Source organism: Brevundimonas sp., assembly GCF_035626975.1.
In the GTDB taxonomy this organism is placed as follows: domain Bacteria; phylum Pseudomonadota; class Alphaproteobacteria; order Caulobacterales; family Caulobacteraceae; genus Brevundimonas.
Genome location: NZ_DASPMQ010000041.1, coordinates 1 through 15,925, shown reverse-complemented (window position 1 = coordinate 15,925; position 15,925 = coordinate 1). Strand labels below are relative to the sequence as shown.

The window sequence follows — 15,925 nt, the reverse complement described above, 5'->3', positions numbered from 1 at the left end:
AATCGCTACGCGCCCGTTACCGGTTCCAACGCTACCATGATGGGCGTGGGGGCATTCATTATCGCGCCTTCATCGGAGCAACCGCGAGCACCGGCATCTCCAGCGTCCGGCCGGTCGAGGCGGGCGTGACATAGCCGCGTCGGGTGAACACCCTCAGCAGGCCGACACACAGGGCGGTGAAGGCGGCGAACAGGAACACAAGGGCCAGCAGCGGCGCCTTGAGGCTCGAGCCCCGCGTCGGAGCCTCGGCCCGCTCGATGACGGTGACGTTGTCGGCCCCGGCCGCGACCAGGGCGTTGTCGGCGCGCGCCTGCACCTCGCGCTGCTGGAACTCGCGGATGTTGGCCGTCAGGACCTCGCGGTTGCCGGCCAGGTTGGCGTTGGTCGATTCCAGCCGCGTCAGTTCCGCCAGGCGCGAGCGCAGCTGGGCCAGCTGGCCCTCGGCCACGGCCAGGCGCGCGGCCAGTCCATCCCGATCGGCGGCGGCGGTGATGCGCGCGGTCTCGATCTCGGTGAAGATGGCGCTGGGCCCGGTGCGGACCTCCTTGGCGCCCACCGTCGTGCCGGTGGCGACATAGGCCTGCAGATCGGCGATCTGCTGGTCGATGTCCTTCACCGGCTGGGCGTCAGGCGTATAGCGCGACAGCAGAGCCTCGCGCTGCGTGCGCAGCTGCAGAATTTGATCCTGGGCCGACACGTTGAGATCCTGCTGCAGCACGACTTCGGCCGGCTGCTGCGCCAGTTGCGCCTCCAGCGTCGACAGCCGGCGGCTCGCCTGGTTCAACTGGGCCCGAAGCGACAGCGCCTCGGCGTAAGTCGTCTGGTAACTCGCCGACAGCGTCGCCTTGGCGGTGGCGAAATCGCCGATGTCGTTGGACGTCATAAAGGCGTTGTAGGCCTCGTCGGCCGTGGCCAGGTCCGATTCAAAGGCCTCGCGCTGGGCGGCGATCGCCGGCGTGGTCCGGTCCCGGAACACGGCGCGGCGCTGCACCAGATACTGGTCGATGACCGCATTGAGTATCTTCGCGGCGCGTAAGGGATCGTCGGCCGCATAGGAGGCGGAAATGATGGCGCTGCCGGCGGTGACGCCGACGCCGAGGCCGCTGTCCAGCGCCTTCAGGGCCGCGGCCTCCTTCTCGGCGGCCGTGCCCCTGGCCCCGGGGCCAAGAATCTCGTCGGCGCCGAGAGCCCGTACCGTCATCTGCTTGACCGCGAGACTGCCGAGAATCTGCGCCTCCGACTGGGCGACGGCGTCGGCCTCAAGCGGCTGGCCCCGCTCCGTCGTCCCGACCCGCGGCTGGTAGACGTATTCCTGTCCGACACCGGCGTAGACGCTGGCTGTGGCGGTGTAGGACTTCTTCAGGGTCAGCACCGCCGCCGTCCCGAGGGCGAACACCAGCAGGAAGACGATCACCATGAGCAGGAGCTCGCGGAACAGCAGGCCGACGACATCGACGAAGCCGTAGCGCGGGCGGACTGTCGTGTAAGCCGTCGTACGCATACGGGCGGGCTGATTCCATCGACTGAAGTGTCGTGGATCAGCCTTGGACTACCGGCGTTAACCATCGGTTACGTATAAGCGGCGACGCTGGCTTGAAACGACGTTTCCGGGAATGAATCCGCCATGTCCATCGACCGCCGCCTGCTGCTTCTGGGCCTCGCCGGGGCCGGCGGAGCGCTGGTTGCGGGCTGCGGCGGCGGGGAATACGGGTCGCGCATGCCCCGGCCGATGGCTTCGGGGGGCGAACGGGTCCGTGAGGTCGGGCGGTCCTCCTTCCCCGAGATCGGCTTCGCCGACTGGACCGAGATGGAGCCGGAGTACGTCCTTTACCCCGGTGACGAGATCGAGATCGCCACGCCGACCGCCGTCGAACTGACCCGCACGCAGAAAATCGGCCCCGACGGCCGCATCTCCCTGCCGCTGGTCGGACAGATCATGGCGGCGGACCGCACCATCGCCGAGGTGGAGGCCGATGCGGCGGCGGCCTACGCCAGCCAGTTGCGCCGGCCCGTCGTCGAGGTGACGCTGAAGACCGCCGGACCGATCCGGGTCTGGGTTGACGGCGAGGTCCGCACGCCGGGCGTCTACGACATGATCGGCGACATCGACGCCTATCAGGCTGTGATCCAGGCCGGCGGCTTCCTGCCCACGGCGCGTCAGAACGAGGTGGCGCTGATCCGGCGGGGTCCCGGCGGCGTGCGGATGATGCGGGCGATCGACCTGCGGCCCCGCCGCGGCGAAGTGGTGGCTCTGCGGCGCGGCGACATCATCTTCGTGCCGCGCTCCAACCTGGGCGAGGTGGCGAACTTCGTGACCCTGTTCCGCAACGCCCTGCCGATCGGCTTCAGCTACGCCATCGGCGGCCAGTACCAGAATTTCTAGGGCGAAGGCCGCTTTCGAGCCGGCGAAGTTTCACGACTGCTGGGAGAACCGAAGCCCCACTTCATCTCCCGCTTGCCAGACGACGGTGCAGTGGCGCTCTTCCGTCGTCAGTTTCAGGATCACCGGGCCGGAAAGCATCACGCCACGCGTGGAGGTGAGACGAACCTTCGCTCCGCCCTCATGCATGTTTCTCACCACGACCGCGTGGGTTTCCTTCATCGGGCCATGGACGATCTGGGCCGTAACCGCGATGCGCGGCCTTTCCCGTCTTCGGTTATCAGTTCCTCGCATCGGTCGGCCATCCGTATCCTTCGGACGGTCTAATCCCTTCCCGTCGGCGAAGGATTAACGGGCAACAGACCAGGTGTTGCTTCAGGCGGCGAGCCGCACGACGCCCGCATCAATCCAGCGGCGGGCCGCTTTCTGGGCTTCGGCGATCTCGTCCTGCTCCATCTCCTGGCTCATCTCCCGGCGATAGACGCGCGCCTCGATCGAGCCCTTCATGGCCGCAAGGTTGAAAATCATGTGGGCCGAAACGCGGTCCATCGGGCAACCGCCCTGGCCGCTCGAATACATCATGCCCAGACGGAACAGGTCATCCCCGCTCATGTCGGCGGTTGGCAGGGGCAGACCCTGCTCTTCGTTGGCCGTGGGCGCCGTTGCTTGCGCGATCATCACCGTATCTCCCGAACCGGCGCCTTTCTGGCCCCGCCTTCCGAGACACGATCAAATACCCGTGGTTTGAAGGTAAAGTTAACAGCGGCGGCGATCCCCGGCCTTTTCAGTCCAGACCTTACGAATACTCGCCGCTCGTTCAGATCTCTGAAATACTTCCGAAATCCCTCATTCACACCCGCTAACGAGACGTGTCCGAATGGCTTCCGAAACGTTGTCGGGTCCGCTGCCGGCCGCCCTGCCTAAGCCGCCAGATCGCGCCGCACTCATCGCTGAGGGCCCGACCGGCGATCACGCCGCGCCGCTCGCCGACCCGGGCCATCCATGCCTTCAGGTTCGGGAACCCCTCGAGAGACTGCCCCTGAGTCCTTCCACGTCGAACGGCCAGTGGGCGACCCCATTCGTTCAGCCACGGTTCATCCGTCCAGCGCGACGGTGTCGTCAAGCCGCCGGACAGGGGCGTGCAGGAAGAAAACGAGAATGAAACGCTCATTGATGGTCGCCGCGGCAATCGCGGCTTTCGTCGTCCCCGCGGCCGCTCCGCTCGCGGTGCTGGCGCAGGAGGCGCCGGCTACGCAGGATCGCGAGGCGGTTCGCGAACAGCGGCGCGCGGCACGCGCCGAGGCTCGCGCCGAACGTCGGGCCGAGACCCCGGCCCCGCCGACGGCGCCACGTCCGGCCCAGCCGGACCGCCCCGCCCGCCCTGCTCAGCCTGACCGGCCCCAACGCCCCGACGGTCCCCGACAGGAGCGCCGTGAGGATCGTCGTGAGGATCGGCAGGAACGTCGCGAGGATCGTCGCGACGACCGGCAGGACCGCAGACAGGAGCGCCGCGAGGACCGTCCCAATTGGCCCGATCGGCCGCAGGACCGGCAGGAACGCCGCGAAGACCGCCGCGACCACCGCCAGGACCGGCGCGAGGATCGCCGCGAGGATCGCCGTGATCGTCGCGAGGACCGCCGCGAGGACCGCCGCGAATACCGGGAGTTCCGCCAGCGCTTCAGCGGCGACGCCTGGCGACGCGACTGGACGCGGCGTCATGGCCGGGATTGGTGGCGGCACGACCGGCGCTGGCGCGGCTACAGCGGCATCCGCATCGGCTTCTATTTCGCCCCCGGCTACGGCTACTACAACGTTCCCCGCAACTATTGGGGCCAGCGCTGGCATGTCGGCGACTACCTGCCGTCGATCTTCTGGCGCTACAGCCTCGACGACTGGCGCACCTACGGCCTCGGCTTCCCGCCCGAGGGCACGCGCTGGGTGCTGGTCGACAACCACATCTATCTGATCGACGAGTACGACGGCTACATCATCGACGTCATCTACGACGCCTGGAGCTGGTAAGCCGTCAGCCTACGGATGGAACGCCGGCCGATCACACGATCGGCCGGCGTTTTCCTGTTTACGACCAAGGTTGCAGGCGCGTTCGAGCCGCGTCAGAACCAGATCCATGAGCGACGCGGCGATCAGCGACACCACCCGGGGCGAGGAGGTCCCGTCCTCCCGCGCGCCCCAGCTCGAACTGTCCGAGGCCCTGCTCGCCTCCCCCGCCCGGTTCTTCAACCGCGAGATTTCCTGGCTGAAGTTCAACGGACGGGTGCTGGAGGAAGCCGCCAACCCGGCCCACCCGTTGCTCGAACGCCTGCGCTTCCTGTCGATCTCGGCCAACAACCTCGACGAATTCTTCATGACCCGCGTGGCCGGCCTGAAGGGTCAGGTGCGCGAGCGCGTCCGGGTCGTGTCCGCCGACGGCCTGACTCCGGCGGAACAACTGGCGCAGGTCAGCGTCGCCGCCGGCCTGCTGATGGACGAGCAGCAGCGGCGCTGGCGCAAACTGCGCAAGGAGTTGACCGCCGCCGGAATCGAGGTGGTCGACCCCGCGAAGATCACCCGCACCGAGCGCGAACGGCTCGAGCCTGAATTCCTCAGCCAGCTGTTCGCCATCCTGACCCCGATGGCCATCGATCCGGCCCACCCCTTCCCCTTCCTGCCCAATCTCGGCTTCTCGCTGGCCCTCAAGCTGCGGCGGCGCTCGGACAACCGCACCCTCTACGCCCTGGTGCCGGTGCCGACCCAGGTGAAGCGGTTCTGGCCCCTCGCCACGGACGGACGGTCGACACCGGGCCGCAAGCGCTACCTGACGCTGGAGAGCCTGCTGATGCTCTTCATCGACCACCTGTTCCCCGGCTGCGACGTGCTGGAGCGCGGCGTGTTCCGCCTGATCCGCGACTCCGACATCGAGATCGAGGAGGAGGCCGAGGACCTGGTCATGGAGTTCGAGGAGGCGCTGAAGCAGCGGCGGCTCGGGTCCGTGGTCCGGATCAAGATCGAGGCGTCGATGCCCGATGACCTGCGCACCTTCATCACCAACGAGCTGGACGCCGCGCCGCAGGACATCGTCCTCGTCGATGGCATGCTGGGCCTGGCCCAGGTCTCGGACATCATCCCGACCGGCCACCCGGACCTGAAATTCCCCGGCTACGAGCCGCGCTACCCCGAGCGGGTGCGCGACAACGGCGGCGATATCTTCGCGGCGGTGCGCGAGAAGGACATGCTGATCCACCACCCGTTCGAGAGCTTCGACGTGGTGGTCCAGTTCCTGCGCCAGGCGGCGCGCGATCCACACGTCATCGCCATCAAGCAGACCCTGTACCGGACCTCGCGCGACAGCCCCATTGTGGCCGCCCTGATCGAGGCGGCCGAGAACGGCAAGAACGTCACCGCCCTGGTCGAGATCAAGGCCCGCTTCGACGAGGAGGCCAATCTGAAATGGGCCCGGGCCATGGAGCGGGCCGGGGTCCACGTCGTGTTCGGCTTCGTCGAGTACAAGACCCACGCCAAGCTCAGCGTCGTGGTGCGGCGCGAGGGCGAAGGGCTGAAGACCTACTGCCATTTCGGCACCGGCAACTATCATCCGGTGACGGCGCGGGTTTACACCGACCTGAGCCTGTTCACCTGCGACCCGGTGCTCGCCCGCGACGCCTCACGGGTGTTCAACTACATCACCGGCTACGCCACCCCCGACGAACTGGAGGCGCTGGTCGTCTCGCCGCTGAACATGAAGACGACGCTGATCGACCTGATCGGCGCGGAGATGGCCGCCGCCGCCAAGGGCAAGCCGGCCGCCATCTGGGCCAAGCTCAATTCCCTGGTCGATCCCGGTGTCATCGACGCCCTGTATCGCGCCAGCCAGTGGGGCGTGCGCATCGAGCTGGTGGTGCGTGGCATCTGCTGCCTGCGTCCGGGCGTGCCGGGCCTGTCGGAGAACATCCGGGTCAAGTCGATCATCGGCCGCTTCCTCGAACACAGCCGCATCGTCGCCTTCGCCAACGGCCGCGATCTGCCGCACGACAAGGCGAAGCTTTTCATCTCGTCGGCCGACTGGATGACCCGGAACCTCGATCGCCGCGTGGAGCTGATGACCCCCGTGCGGAACGCCACCGTGCACGATCAGGTGCTGGACCAGATCATGGTCGCCAATCTCAAGGACGACGCCCAGAGCTGGGTGCTGGACGCCGATGGCGACTACCGCCGCGTCGCGCCCGCCGACCCGGAACGGCCGTTCTCGGCCCACCAGTATTTCATGACCAACCCCAGCCTCTCGGGCCGCGGCCGCAAGGTGAAGACCCTGCCCGGCCACCTCAGCTACGAGCCGTCGCGGAAGAAGCGCTGATGCCGGAGGCACTGGCCGCCGCGCTCGGCGCGCCCCGCGAATTCGCCGCCGTCGACATCGGCTCCAACTCGGTGCGCCTCGTGCTGTACCGACTGGAAGGGCGCGCCGTCTGGACCGTATTCAACGAGAAGGTGCTGGCGGGTCTCGGTCGTGACCTCGCCTCGACGGGCCGCCTCTCCGAGGACGGCGCCGCCCAGGCAATGACCGCCCTCAAGCGGTTCGCGGCGGTGATCGACGGGGTCAAGCCGGCCCGGACCTTCGTGGCGGCCACGGCGGCTGTCCGGGAGGCCGCCGACGGACTGGCCTTTTGCGAACGGGTGGCGGCCGAGACGGGCCTGGTCATCCGCGTGCTCTCTGGCGAAGAGGAAGCGCGCTATGCGGCTCTGGGCGTCGTCGCCGGCATGCCGACCGCGCGGGGCGTCGCCGCCGATCTGGGCGGAGCCAGCCTGGAATTGGTCCGCATCGGCGACGACGGCGTCGGCCGCGGCGTCACCCTGCCGCTCGGCCCCTTCTCCCTGTCCAGCACCGGGCCCTTCGACGCCGGCAGGTTGCGCGAGACCATCGCCAAACGACTCAGGCCCGCCGGCGACTACGAGACCGACACCCTCTACGCCGTGGGCGGCGCCTGGCGCACCCTGGCGCAGGTCCACATGGGCCACGCCCGTTACCCGCTTCACATCGTCCACCAATACGTCATGGAGGCCGGCGAAGCCCGCGACATCGCCCGCCTGATCGCCCGCTCCTCGCGCGCCTCGCTGGAAAGCTGGAAGGGCCTGTCGAAGAAGCGGGCCGAGACCCTGCCCCACGCGGCCCTGGTGCTGGAGGGGCTGATCGAGCGGCTCGGCCTCAAGCGGATCGTGGTGTCCGCCTGGGGCGTGCGCGAGGGTCTGCTCTACGAGGCGCTGGACGAAGAGACCGTGGCCGCCGACCCGCTGCTGGCCGGCTGCACCGCCCTCGGCGCGCGACAGGGCATCTCGCCGGGTCTGCCGGGGGCCCTGTTCGGCTGGATCCAGCCTATCGTCGCCGCCCTGCCGGAGGCGTTCGGCCGGGAACGGGACCTGACCCTGGCCGACGCCGCCTGCCGGCTGGCCGATCTCGGCGCCCGCCTGCACCCGGACCACCGGGTCGAACTGGCCTTCGACCAGGTTCTGCGCGCGCCGATCCCGGGTCAGACCCACGCCGAACGCGCCTTCCTCGCGACGGCCGTCAACGCCCGCTACGGGGGCGCGGCGAGCACGCCGGAACCGGAGACCCTGGCCCGTCTGCTGACCGAGGAACAGCGCAGCGCGGCCCGCGCGCTGGGGCTGGCGATCCGGCTGGCCTGCGACCTCTCCGGCCGCGCGCCGCAGCTGCTGGCCAACGCCCATGTCGCGATCACCGACGGCGTGCTGGTCCTGACCGCCTCCGACGGCTACGCCGACGTACTGCTGGGCGAGCAGACCCGGCGGCGCGGCAAGGCCCTGGCGGAGTCCCTCGCGCTGAAGCTGGATATCCGCAACGGCGCCTGAAGGTCGATCAGTCGCCCATCCACCACGTCAGACGAACATTCCGCACGGTCTGGCCGCCGGCCCTGAGGGTTCCGGTCAGCACGACTCCGTCGCCACCCAGGTTGCGCTTCGACGTAGCCAGGGCCCCCTGATCCAGCTGGCCCTCGAATGCCACCCGCCCGAGCTCGGGGGACCGGCCTTCGAACGTCACCTCCGTATCGGTGACGGCGTATCGGGTCGGCAGGACACGGGCCGTCACGCTGTGCGCCTCGCCGAGCTCGGTCGCGACCATCGGGCTGCTGGCGTCGTTGAGCTGGATCATGACCGGACCGAAGGTCTCGCCGCGTGAACCGCCTTCCCAGCTCTCGAATTCCGACGCCTGGCCGACAAATACGTGGTCCAGGCTCCACTTGCCGATCCGGACCGGCTCGACGGGCATGTAGTAGCCCGAGACGTCGGCGGTCGTGGCGTGGCTGAAGGCGGCCGCCTCCGGCGCCTCAGCCGGCGTGGACAGGCGGTCGCAGGACGTGACGGCGAGCGTCGTCAGAATCGCGGCGCCGACGAACAATCTGATGTGCATGAAACCCTCCGGGCGCGACCGGACCATGCCCCGTCGCGCCTGTCGACCCCTAGCGGTCCAGCGCCCCGTCCAGCGCCCGGAAGCTGGCGATCGACAACTCCGTCGCGCTGATGAACACCGACGGGGTGATCTTCTCGAAATCATCGGACGGACGGTGATAGTCGGGGTGATAGTTCACGCCCAGATACAGGAACGGCACCTGGGCCCGGTGAAAGGCGGCGTGGTCCGACGCATTCACCCAGTTGTCCTCGCCGGTGTCCTGCGGCGTGTCCTTTCCGAAGGCCAGCGACACCGCGCCGTTGGCCGGAATCGGTTCGAGGATGGGGCGGAAGTTCGGGTGCTGATACGTCCCGGTGACCCACAGCTTGCCGTCGGTCTCGGCGCGGGCGGTCATGTCGAAATTCAGGTTCATGGTGATCGACTCGAGCGGCACCGGCGGGGCCTCGACGAAATGCTTCGCGCCCAGCAGGCCGCGCTCCTCGCCGTCGAGGGCCACGATCAGCACGCTGTGGTCCGGCGCCTGCCGCTTCAGGTCGGCGGCCAGGGCCAGCATGGTCGCCACGCCCGACGCGTTGTCGTCGGCTCCGTTGTAGACCTGACCGTCCGAGACGCCGACGTGGTCGTAGTGGGCGGTCACGACGATGTAGCGGTCTGCCACGCGCCGGCCCGGAATGACGCCGATGATATTGACGCCGTTGAAGGTCTTCGGCCCTTCGCGGGTGCGGCCGGTCATCTCCCACGGCTGTTCGCGCCCCATCGCCGGCGCGGCGACGCCCAGCGCCTCCAGGCGACCCACGATGTAGGCGCGGGCCATGGCGCCGCCCGGCGCGCCCGTATCGCGACCCTGCATATCGTCGGCGGCGAGGATGCGGACATCCTCCAGCAGCTGGGCCTGCATCGCCGACGGCGGCGGCGCGGTCGGGGCGATCGGCGCCCCGGGGGTCGCACAGGCGCTGAGCAGCAGGGCGGCGGCGAGCGGAGACAGGGCGGCGAAGCGGGGGTGGCGCATGGAGATTCCCTCAAGACCCCGAGACGCTAGCAGGCGAAGCTGGCGGCGTCAGATTAACGTCCTGTCATGCCGGAGGGACAGGAAACGGACCGCGCCCTCGCGGCGTTCGCCCCGGATGCTAGAAGTCGGTCGAAGAGATGGAGCGAACGCGATTCCCATGGCCGACACCGCCGTCGATCAGTTGACCGAAGAGCAGGCCCGGGAGGAGTTCACCCGGCTGACCGCCGAACTGGCGCATCACGACGCCCTCTATCACGGCCACGACGCGCCGGAGATCAGCGACGCCGACTATGACGCCCTGAAGCGCCGCGCGCTCGAGATCGAGAGCCGCTTTCCCGAACTGACCATGGCCGATTCCCCGTCGCAGGTGGTCGGGGCGGCGATCTCGACCCAGTTCGCGCCGGTGCGCCACGGCGTGCCGATGCTGTCGCTGGACAACGCCTTCGACGCCGGCGAGGTCGCCGACTTCGAGGCCCGAATCCGCCGGTTCCTGAAACTGGCCGCCGGCGAGCACGTCGCCTTCGTCGCCGAGCCCAAGATCGACGGCCTGTCGGCCAGCCTGCGCTATGAGAACGGCGTGCTGGTGCGCGGCGCGACCCGCGGCGATGGCCGCACCGGCGAGGACGTCACCGCCAATCTGCGCACCCTCGACGACATTCCCGATCAGCTGTCCGGCTCCGGCTGGCCCGAGGTGATTGAGGTGCGCGGCGAGGTCTACGCCCCCAACGACGCCTTCGACGCCTTCAACGCCGCGGCCGAGGCGGCCGGAACCCGCACCTACGCCAACCCGCGCAATTTCGCCGCCGGCTCGCTGCGCCAGAAGGACGCCTCGGTCACCGCCAGACGGCCCCTGCGCTTCTTCGCCTACGCCTGGGGCGAGGTCTCGTCGCGGTTCGCGGAAACCCAGTGGGAGGCGCTGCAGGCGCTGCGCTCGTGGGGTTTCCCGGTCAACGACCGTTCGCGGCGGGTCGAGGACGCGGCGGGGCTGATGGCGCTCTACGACGGCCTGCAGACCGACCGGGCCACGCTCGGCTATGACATCGACGGCGTCGTCTACAAGGTCGATCGGCTGGACTGGCAGGACCGACTCGGCTTCGTCGCCCGCACGCCTCGCTGGGCCATCGCCCACAAATTCCCGGCCCAGCAGGCCCAGACCGTGCTGGAGGGCATCGACATCCAGGTCGGCCGCACCGGCTCGCACACTCCGGTGGCGCGGCTGCACCCGGTGACCGTCGGCGGCGTCGTGGTCCGCAACGCCACCCTGCACAACGCGGACGAGATCGCCCGTCTCGACGTTCGCATCGGCGACATGGTCACCCTGCAACGCGCCGGCGACGTCATTCCGCAGATCCTCGGCGTGGTCGACCCTGACCGCCCGGGCCGCGGCGAACCGTATGAGTTCCCGCACATCTGCATCTGCCCGCTGAAGACGGCGCTGGTGAAGGAGACCAACGCCTCGGGGGTCGAGTCGGTGGTGCGGCGCTGCACCGGCGAACTGGCCTGCCCGTTCCAGCGCATCGAGCATCTGAAGCATTTCGTCAGCCGCCGGGCCTTCGACATCGAGGGGCTGGGCGAGAAGCAGCTGATCGCCTTCCATGAGCGCGGCTGGATCAGCGAGCCGGCCGATATCTTCCGTCTCGCCCGCGACGACGGGAAGCTGGACGCCCTGCGCGCCGAGGACGGGTACGGCGAGACCAGCGTGCGCAATCTGGTCGCCGGCATCGACGCCCGCCGCACCATCGCGCTCGACCGCTTCATCTACGGCCTCGGGGTGCGCGACATCGGCGAACAGACCTCGATCGTGCTGGCCCGGGCCTTCGAGACCTGGCCGGCGTTCGAGGCCGCCTGCCTCGCCGCGGCGGAGGGCCTGCCCGGTGACGACTGGGTGCGGCTGAGCGAGACGCACGCCGTGTCGCCGCGCGTGGTCGCAACGCTGGCCGAGGCGACGCCGCCCGCCGACGACCCGTGGCCCGAGGTGCCGATCGACCAGAAGATCGCCCTCGCCTTCCCCGGCCTCGCCGCCCCCGCCCGCCGCGGGCTGGCCACCCTGGCCGACGATTGGCCCGGGCTGGTCCGGCTGGCGGAGGTGGCCCGCAACGAGGGGCCGTCCGAGGGCCTCGGCCAGATCGCCGGCGTCTCCGGCGTCGGCCCGGTGGCGGCCCGGGCGCTGGCCCTGTTCTTCCGCGAGACCCACAACCGGGCCATGGTCGACGCCCTCGTGGCCGAACTGGACCGGATCGAGGACGCCGAGAAGCCGAAGTCCGACACCCCCGTGGCCGGCAAGACCGTGGTCTTCACCGGCGCGCTGGAGCGGTTCACCCGCGACGAGGCCAAGGCCCGGGCGGAGAGCCTGGGAGCCAAGGTGTCGGGCTCGGTGTCGAAGAAGACCGACTATCTCGTCGCCGGCCCCGGGGCCGGGTCGAAACTGGCGGAGGCGCAGAAGCACGGGGTTGTGATTTTGACCGAGGACGAATGGCTGGCCCTGATCGGCGGCTGATTTCTGATGGAGCAACCGATGCGTCCCGCATTCCTCGCAACCCTGGCCGCCTTCGCCTGCGCCCTCGCCGGCCCCGCCTTCGCGAGCGATCCGGTCGGCCTGTGGCGGACGCAGACCAACGACGGGCAGGTGCGCATCAGCCGCTGCGGTCAGGTGCTGTGCGGCGTGCTGGTCACCTCGGAGCGCATCCGCGAACAGCCGGCGGCGACCGACGAGAACAACTCGGACCGCGCGCTGCGCAGCCGGCCCCTGCGCAACCTGCCCCTGCTGAACGGCTTCACCGGGGGGCCGACGGAGTGGCGCGGCGGGACCGTCTACAATCCCGCCGACGGCCGCACCTATCGCGGCACGATCACCCTGCAGGGCGACAACACGCTGCGCCTGCGCGGCTGCGTCGTCGCCCCGCTGTGCCGCACCCAGACCTGGACCCGGGTGCGCTGAGCCTCAGCGGTTGAGGGCCGCCCGCGCCGCCTCGGCGTAGCGATGGCCGGCGGCCGCGCCCTTGGGGAAGACCGCGTCGATACGGGCGAGGTCCTCCGGCGTCAGCTCCAGGTCGACGGCCGCGGCGTTTTCCTCCAGCGTCCGGATGCGCCGGGTGCCGGGAATGGGCACGAGGTGCTCCCCCTGGGCCAGCACCCAGGCCAGCGCCAGTTGCGCGGCCGTCACGCCCTTGTCGGCGGCGATCTCCGTCACGGCCGAGACGAGGTCGAGGTTCTTCTGGAAATTCTCGCCCTGGAAGCGCGGGTTCGAGCGGCGGAAGTCGTCGGGGGCGAGGTCGTCGACCGACCGGATCTCGCCCGACAGGAAGCCCCGGCCGAGCGGGCTGTAAGGCACGAAGCCGATGCCGAGCTCGTCGCAAACGGCCAGCAGTTCGTCCTCCGGCTCGCGGCTCCACAGCGAATATTCGGTCTGCAGGGCGGTGATCGGATGGGTGGCGTGGCCCCGGCGCAGCGTCTCGGGCGCCGCTTCCGACAGGCCGAGGAAGCGCACCTTGCCCTCGGTGACCAGTTCGGCCATCGCCCCGACCGTCTCCTCGATCGGCGTGTTCGGGTCGACGCGGTGCAGGTAGTAGAGATCGACGTGGTTGACGTTCAGCCGTTTCAGGCTGCCCTCGATGGCGCGGCGCACATTGGCGGGCGAGCCGTCGACGGTCAGGGCGCTGCGGTCGGCGTTGTAGCCGATGCCGAATTTCGTGGCGATGAAGGCCTGGTCCCGCCGTCCGGCCAGCGCCTTGCCGACCTGGATCTCGTTGGTGTGCGGGCCGTACATCTCGGCGGTGTCGAGGAAGGTGACGCCGAGGTCGAGCGCGCGGTGGATCACCGCCGTCGCCTGCGCCTCGTCCGAGGCCTGTCCGTAGAAGGCCGCCATGCCCATGCAGCCGAGGCCGATGGCCGAAACCTCAGGGCCCGAACGGCCCAGCCTGCGCGTCTTCATCAGCGCGTCTCCTGAAATGTGGGAAGCCGGCGACGCATCCGCCGGCTTACAGGAGTTGGGCGCCGTCCGGCCTTATTTCAAGGGGGCGGCCTGGGCCTTCAGCCAGTCCAGCACGTCCCCGTCGAGCAGCGGCCCGACCTTGGCCAGCGTCTCCGCGTGATAGGCGTCGACGTAGGCGCGCTCGGCCTCTGTCAGAAGGGCGACGTCGATCAGGCGGCGGTCGAGCGGGGCCAGGGTCAGCTGTTCGAAGCCGTGCATCGGCCGCTCGCCGCCGGGGATCGGCTCGGGCGGCGTCACCACCTGCAGGGTCTCGATGCGGATGCCCCAGTGGCCTTCGCGGTAGTAGCCGGGCTCGTTGGACACGATCATCCCGGTCAGCAGCGGCTGCGTATTCACCGCCTTGGCGATGCGCTGCGGCCCCTCGTGGACGCCGAGGTAGCTGCCGACGCCATGACCGGTGCCGTGGTCGTAATCGAGGCCCGCCATCCACATCGGCAGGCGCGCGAGGGCGTCGAGCTGGTGCCCGGTCGTCCCGGCCGGGAAGCGGACCACGGCCATGGCGATATGGCCCTTGAGCACGAGGGTGAACATGCGGCGCTGGTCCGCGGTCGGCTCGCCGACGGCCATGGTCCGGGTCACGTCGGTGGTGCCGTCCAGATACTGGCCGCCGCCGTCGACGAGCAGCAGGCTGCCCTTCTCGATGCGGCGGATCTTGTCGCCGACCGGCTTGTAATGCGGCAGGGCGCCGTTCGGACCGGCCCCGGCGATGGTGTCGAACGACAGGTCCTTGAGCGCGCCGGTGGCCTCGCGGAAGCCCTCCAGCTTTTCGGCGATCTCGCGCTCGGTCGGCAGGGTTTGCTGGGCCACGGTGTCGACCCAGTGCAGGAACCGCGTCAGGGCGGCGCCGTCGCGGATGTGGGCCTGCCGCGAGCCTTCGATCTCGACCGGATTCTTGCAGGCGCGCGGCAGGGTGCAGGGGTCCATGCCGCGCACGATCGTCGCGCCGGCGGCCTCCAGCCGGTCGAAATACCAGGCCGGGGACTGGCCCGGATCGATCAGCACCGGCTGGCCGGACAGGCTGTCCAGCACGCCGGGCAGCGCCTCGGGCGCCTCGAGCGTCACGGCGTCGCCGAGCCAGCCGGGCAGCGCATTGGTGACCTTGCGCGGGTCCATGAACAGGCTGGCCGTCCCGTCCGCCTTCACGATCGCCTGCGCCAGCGGCAGGGGCGTGCGGATCACGTCGCCGCCGCGGATGTTGAACAGCCAGGCGATCGAGGCCGGCGCGGTCAGGACGGCGGCCGCGGCGCCCGCCTTCGCGATGGCGTCGCCGATGCGGGCGCGCTTCGAGACGCCGGTTTCGCCGGTGTAGCGGTCCTCGTGCGGCACGACCGGCGCGGCCGGCTGCTCCGGCCGCTCGTCGGCCCAGGCGAGATCGAGCGGATTGGGCTCGACCGGCCTGAGCCCGGCGCCGGCCTTCGCGGCCGCCCGCTTCAGCGTCGCCAGGGCGTCCGGGCTGTGCAGGCGCGGGTCGTAGCCGATCACCGCCCCCCTGGGCGCGCCCTCGAGGTAGCGGGCGACGCCGTCGCCCTCGAGGCCGAGAATCTCGAATTGCGCCGGGTCGACCTGGGCCCGGACCTGCACCGTGTAGCGGCCGTCGGCGAACACCGCGGCGCGGTCCCTGAGCACCACGCCCGCGCCGGCCGAGCCGGTGAAGCCGGTCAGCCACGCCAGCCGGTCGTTGGCCTCCGGCAGGTATTCGTTCTGGTGCTCGTCCTCGTGCGGGACCAGCAGGCCGTCGAGGCCCTGCTCGGCCATCTTCGCGCGAACGCGCGGCAGGTGTCTGGCCCCGAAGGACGGGTCGGTGGTTTCATCGAAGGACTGGCGCATCGGGGTTAGATAGCCTTCGCCGAAGCGGTTGGGGAGTGCCCTCGCGCGCCGGGCGGTGGACAGCGGTTCGCGTCCTCCGGCGGCGGACCGACGCAAGTTGGGGAGGGTGCGGGGCGGCCGGGCCTCGCCCGGTGCTGAATGTGTTTTACCGTTTCGACAAGACAGGCCGCCCCGCGTGGCCGTTTTCCACCCGCCCGTCGATTGCCGGCCCTTCTCGGACCTCCTCGACTCGCCGGCCCGTCGTCCTTGCGGACCGGCCGTGGGACGGACTTGTCCTGCCCGTGGGCGAACAGCGGTCAC

Annotated in this window: 13 protein-coding genes; 6 read left to right on the top strand and 7 right to left on the bottom strand. The window is 69.8% G+C overall.

Going from position 1 to position 15,925, the window contains the following annotated elements:
* Positions 1-58 precede the first annotated feature (58 nt).
* Entirely contained in the window at positions 59-1,501 is a 1,443-nt protein-coding gene (locus tag VEB62_RS11245; protein ID WP_324799447.1) for a GumC family protein, read from the bottom strand.
* A 123-nt stretch (positions 1,502-1,624) separates the two neighbouring features.
* Between VEB62_RS11245 and VEB62_RS11240 the strand changes: the two genes are divergently transcribed.
* A complete protein-coding gene (locus VEB62_RS11240; RefSeq protein WP_324799444.1) occupies positions 1,625-2,383 on the top strand; it encodes a polysaccharide biosynthesis/export family protein in 759 nt (252 codons plus the stop codon).
* 30 nt (positions 2,384-2,413) lie between these two features.
* Here VEB62_RS11240 and VEB62_RS11235 read toward each other — a convergent pair whose 3' ends face one another.
* Positions 2,414-2,674 carry a PilZ domain-containing protein gene (locus VEB62_RS11235; protein WP_324799442.1) on the bottom strand — a complete coding sequence of 87 codons (261 nt, stop codon included), beginning with the start codon at positions 2,672-2,674 and terminating at the stop codon, positions 2,414-2,416.
* Positions 2,675-2,755: 81 nt separating this feature from the next.
* Positions 2,756-3,058: a sel1 repeat family protein gene (locus VEB62_RS11230; protein ID WP_324799440.1), complete on the bottom strand. Its 303-nt coding sequence runs from the start codon at positions 3,056-3,058 to the stop codon at positions 2,756-2,758.
* A 480-nt stretch (positions 3,059-3,538) separates the two neighbouring features.
* Between VEB62_RS11230 and VEB62_RS11225 the strand changes: the two genes are divergently transcribed.
* The 3 genes from VEB62_RS11225 (at position 3,539) to VEB62_RS11215 (ending at position 8,239) form a co-directional block, all read left to right on the top strand.
* A complete protein-coding gene (locus tag VEB62_RS11225; protein WP_324799437.1) occupies positions 3,539-4,402 on the top strand; it encodes an RcnB family protein in 864 nt (287 codons plus the stop codon).
* Positions 4,403-4,508: 106 nt separating this feature from the next.
* Positions 4,509-6,731, top strand: coding sequence for an RNA degradosome polyphosphate kinase (locus VEB62_RS11220; RefSeq protein ID WP_324799435.1), 2,223 nt, complete (start codon positions 4,509-4,511; stop codon positions 6,729-6,731).
* Positions 6,731-8,239 carry a Ppx/GppA phosphatase family protein gene (locus VEB62_RS11215; protein WP_324799433.1) on the top strand — a complete coding sequence of 503 codons (1,509 nt, stop codon included), beginning with the start codon at positions 6,731-6,733 and terminating at the stop codon, positions 8,237-8,239. Before VEB62_RS11220 ends, VEB62_RS11215 begins: the two co-directional genes overlap by 1 nt.
* A 7-nt stretch (positions 8,240-8,246) precedes the next feature.
* Here VEB62_RS11215 and VEB62_RS11210 read toward each other — a convergent pair whose 3' ends face one another.
* Together VEB62_RS11210 and VEB62_RS11205 are read right to left on the bottom strand one after the other, a co-directional pair.
* Positions 8,247-8,798, bottom strand: a complete 552-nt coding sequence (locus VEB62_RS11210; RefSeq protein ID WP_324799430.1) for a hypothetical protein — start codon at positions 8,796-8,798, stop codon at positions 8,247-8,249.
* A gap of 49 nt (positions 8,799-8,847) precedes the next feature.
* Entirely contained in the window at positions 8,848-9,807 is a 960-nt protein-coding gene (locus VEB62_RS11205) for a M28 family peptidase (protein WP_324799428.1), read from the bottom strand.
* 157 nt (positions 9,808-9,964) lie between these two features.
* Here VEB62_RS11205 and ligA point away from each other — a divergent pair, with 157 nt between their 5' ends.
* Together ligA and VEB62_RS11195 are read left to right on the top strand one after the other, a co-directional pair.
* Entirely contained in the window at positions 9,965-12,304 is a 2,340-nt protein-coding gene (gene ligA, locus VEB62_RS11200) for an NAD-dependent DNA ligase LigA (protein ID WP_324799425.1), read from the top strand.
* Between the two features lie 18 nt (positions 12,305-12,322).
* The gene (locus VEB62_RS11195) at positions 12,323-12,745 is read left to right on the top strand and encodes a DUF2147 domain-containing protein (protein ID WP_324799422.1); all 423 of its coding nucleotides are present in this window, start codon (positions 12,323-12,325) and stop codon (positions 12,743-12,745) included.
* Positions 12,746-12,748: 3 nt separating this feature from the next.
* Here the strand turns inward: VEB62_RS11195 and VEB62_RS11190 are convergent, their stop codons facing one another.
* Positions 12,749-13,738 (bottom strand): aldo/keto reductase, encoded by a 990-nt coding sequence (locus VEB62_RS11190; RefSeq protein WP_324799420.1) that lies wholly within the window; start codon positions 13,736-13,738, stop codon positions 12,749-12,751.
* Between the two features lie 72 nt (positions 13,739-13,810).
* Positions 13,811-15,625: an aminopeptidase P family protein gene (locus VEB62_RS11185; protein WP_324799417.1), complete on the bottom strand. Its 1,815-nt coding sequence runs from the start codon at positions 15,623-15,625 to the stop codon at positions 13,811-13,813.
* Positions 15,626-15,925: the final 300 nt, after the last annotated feature.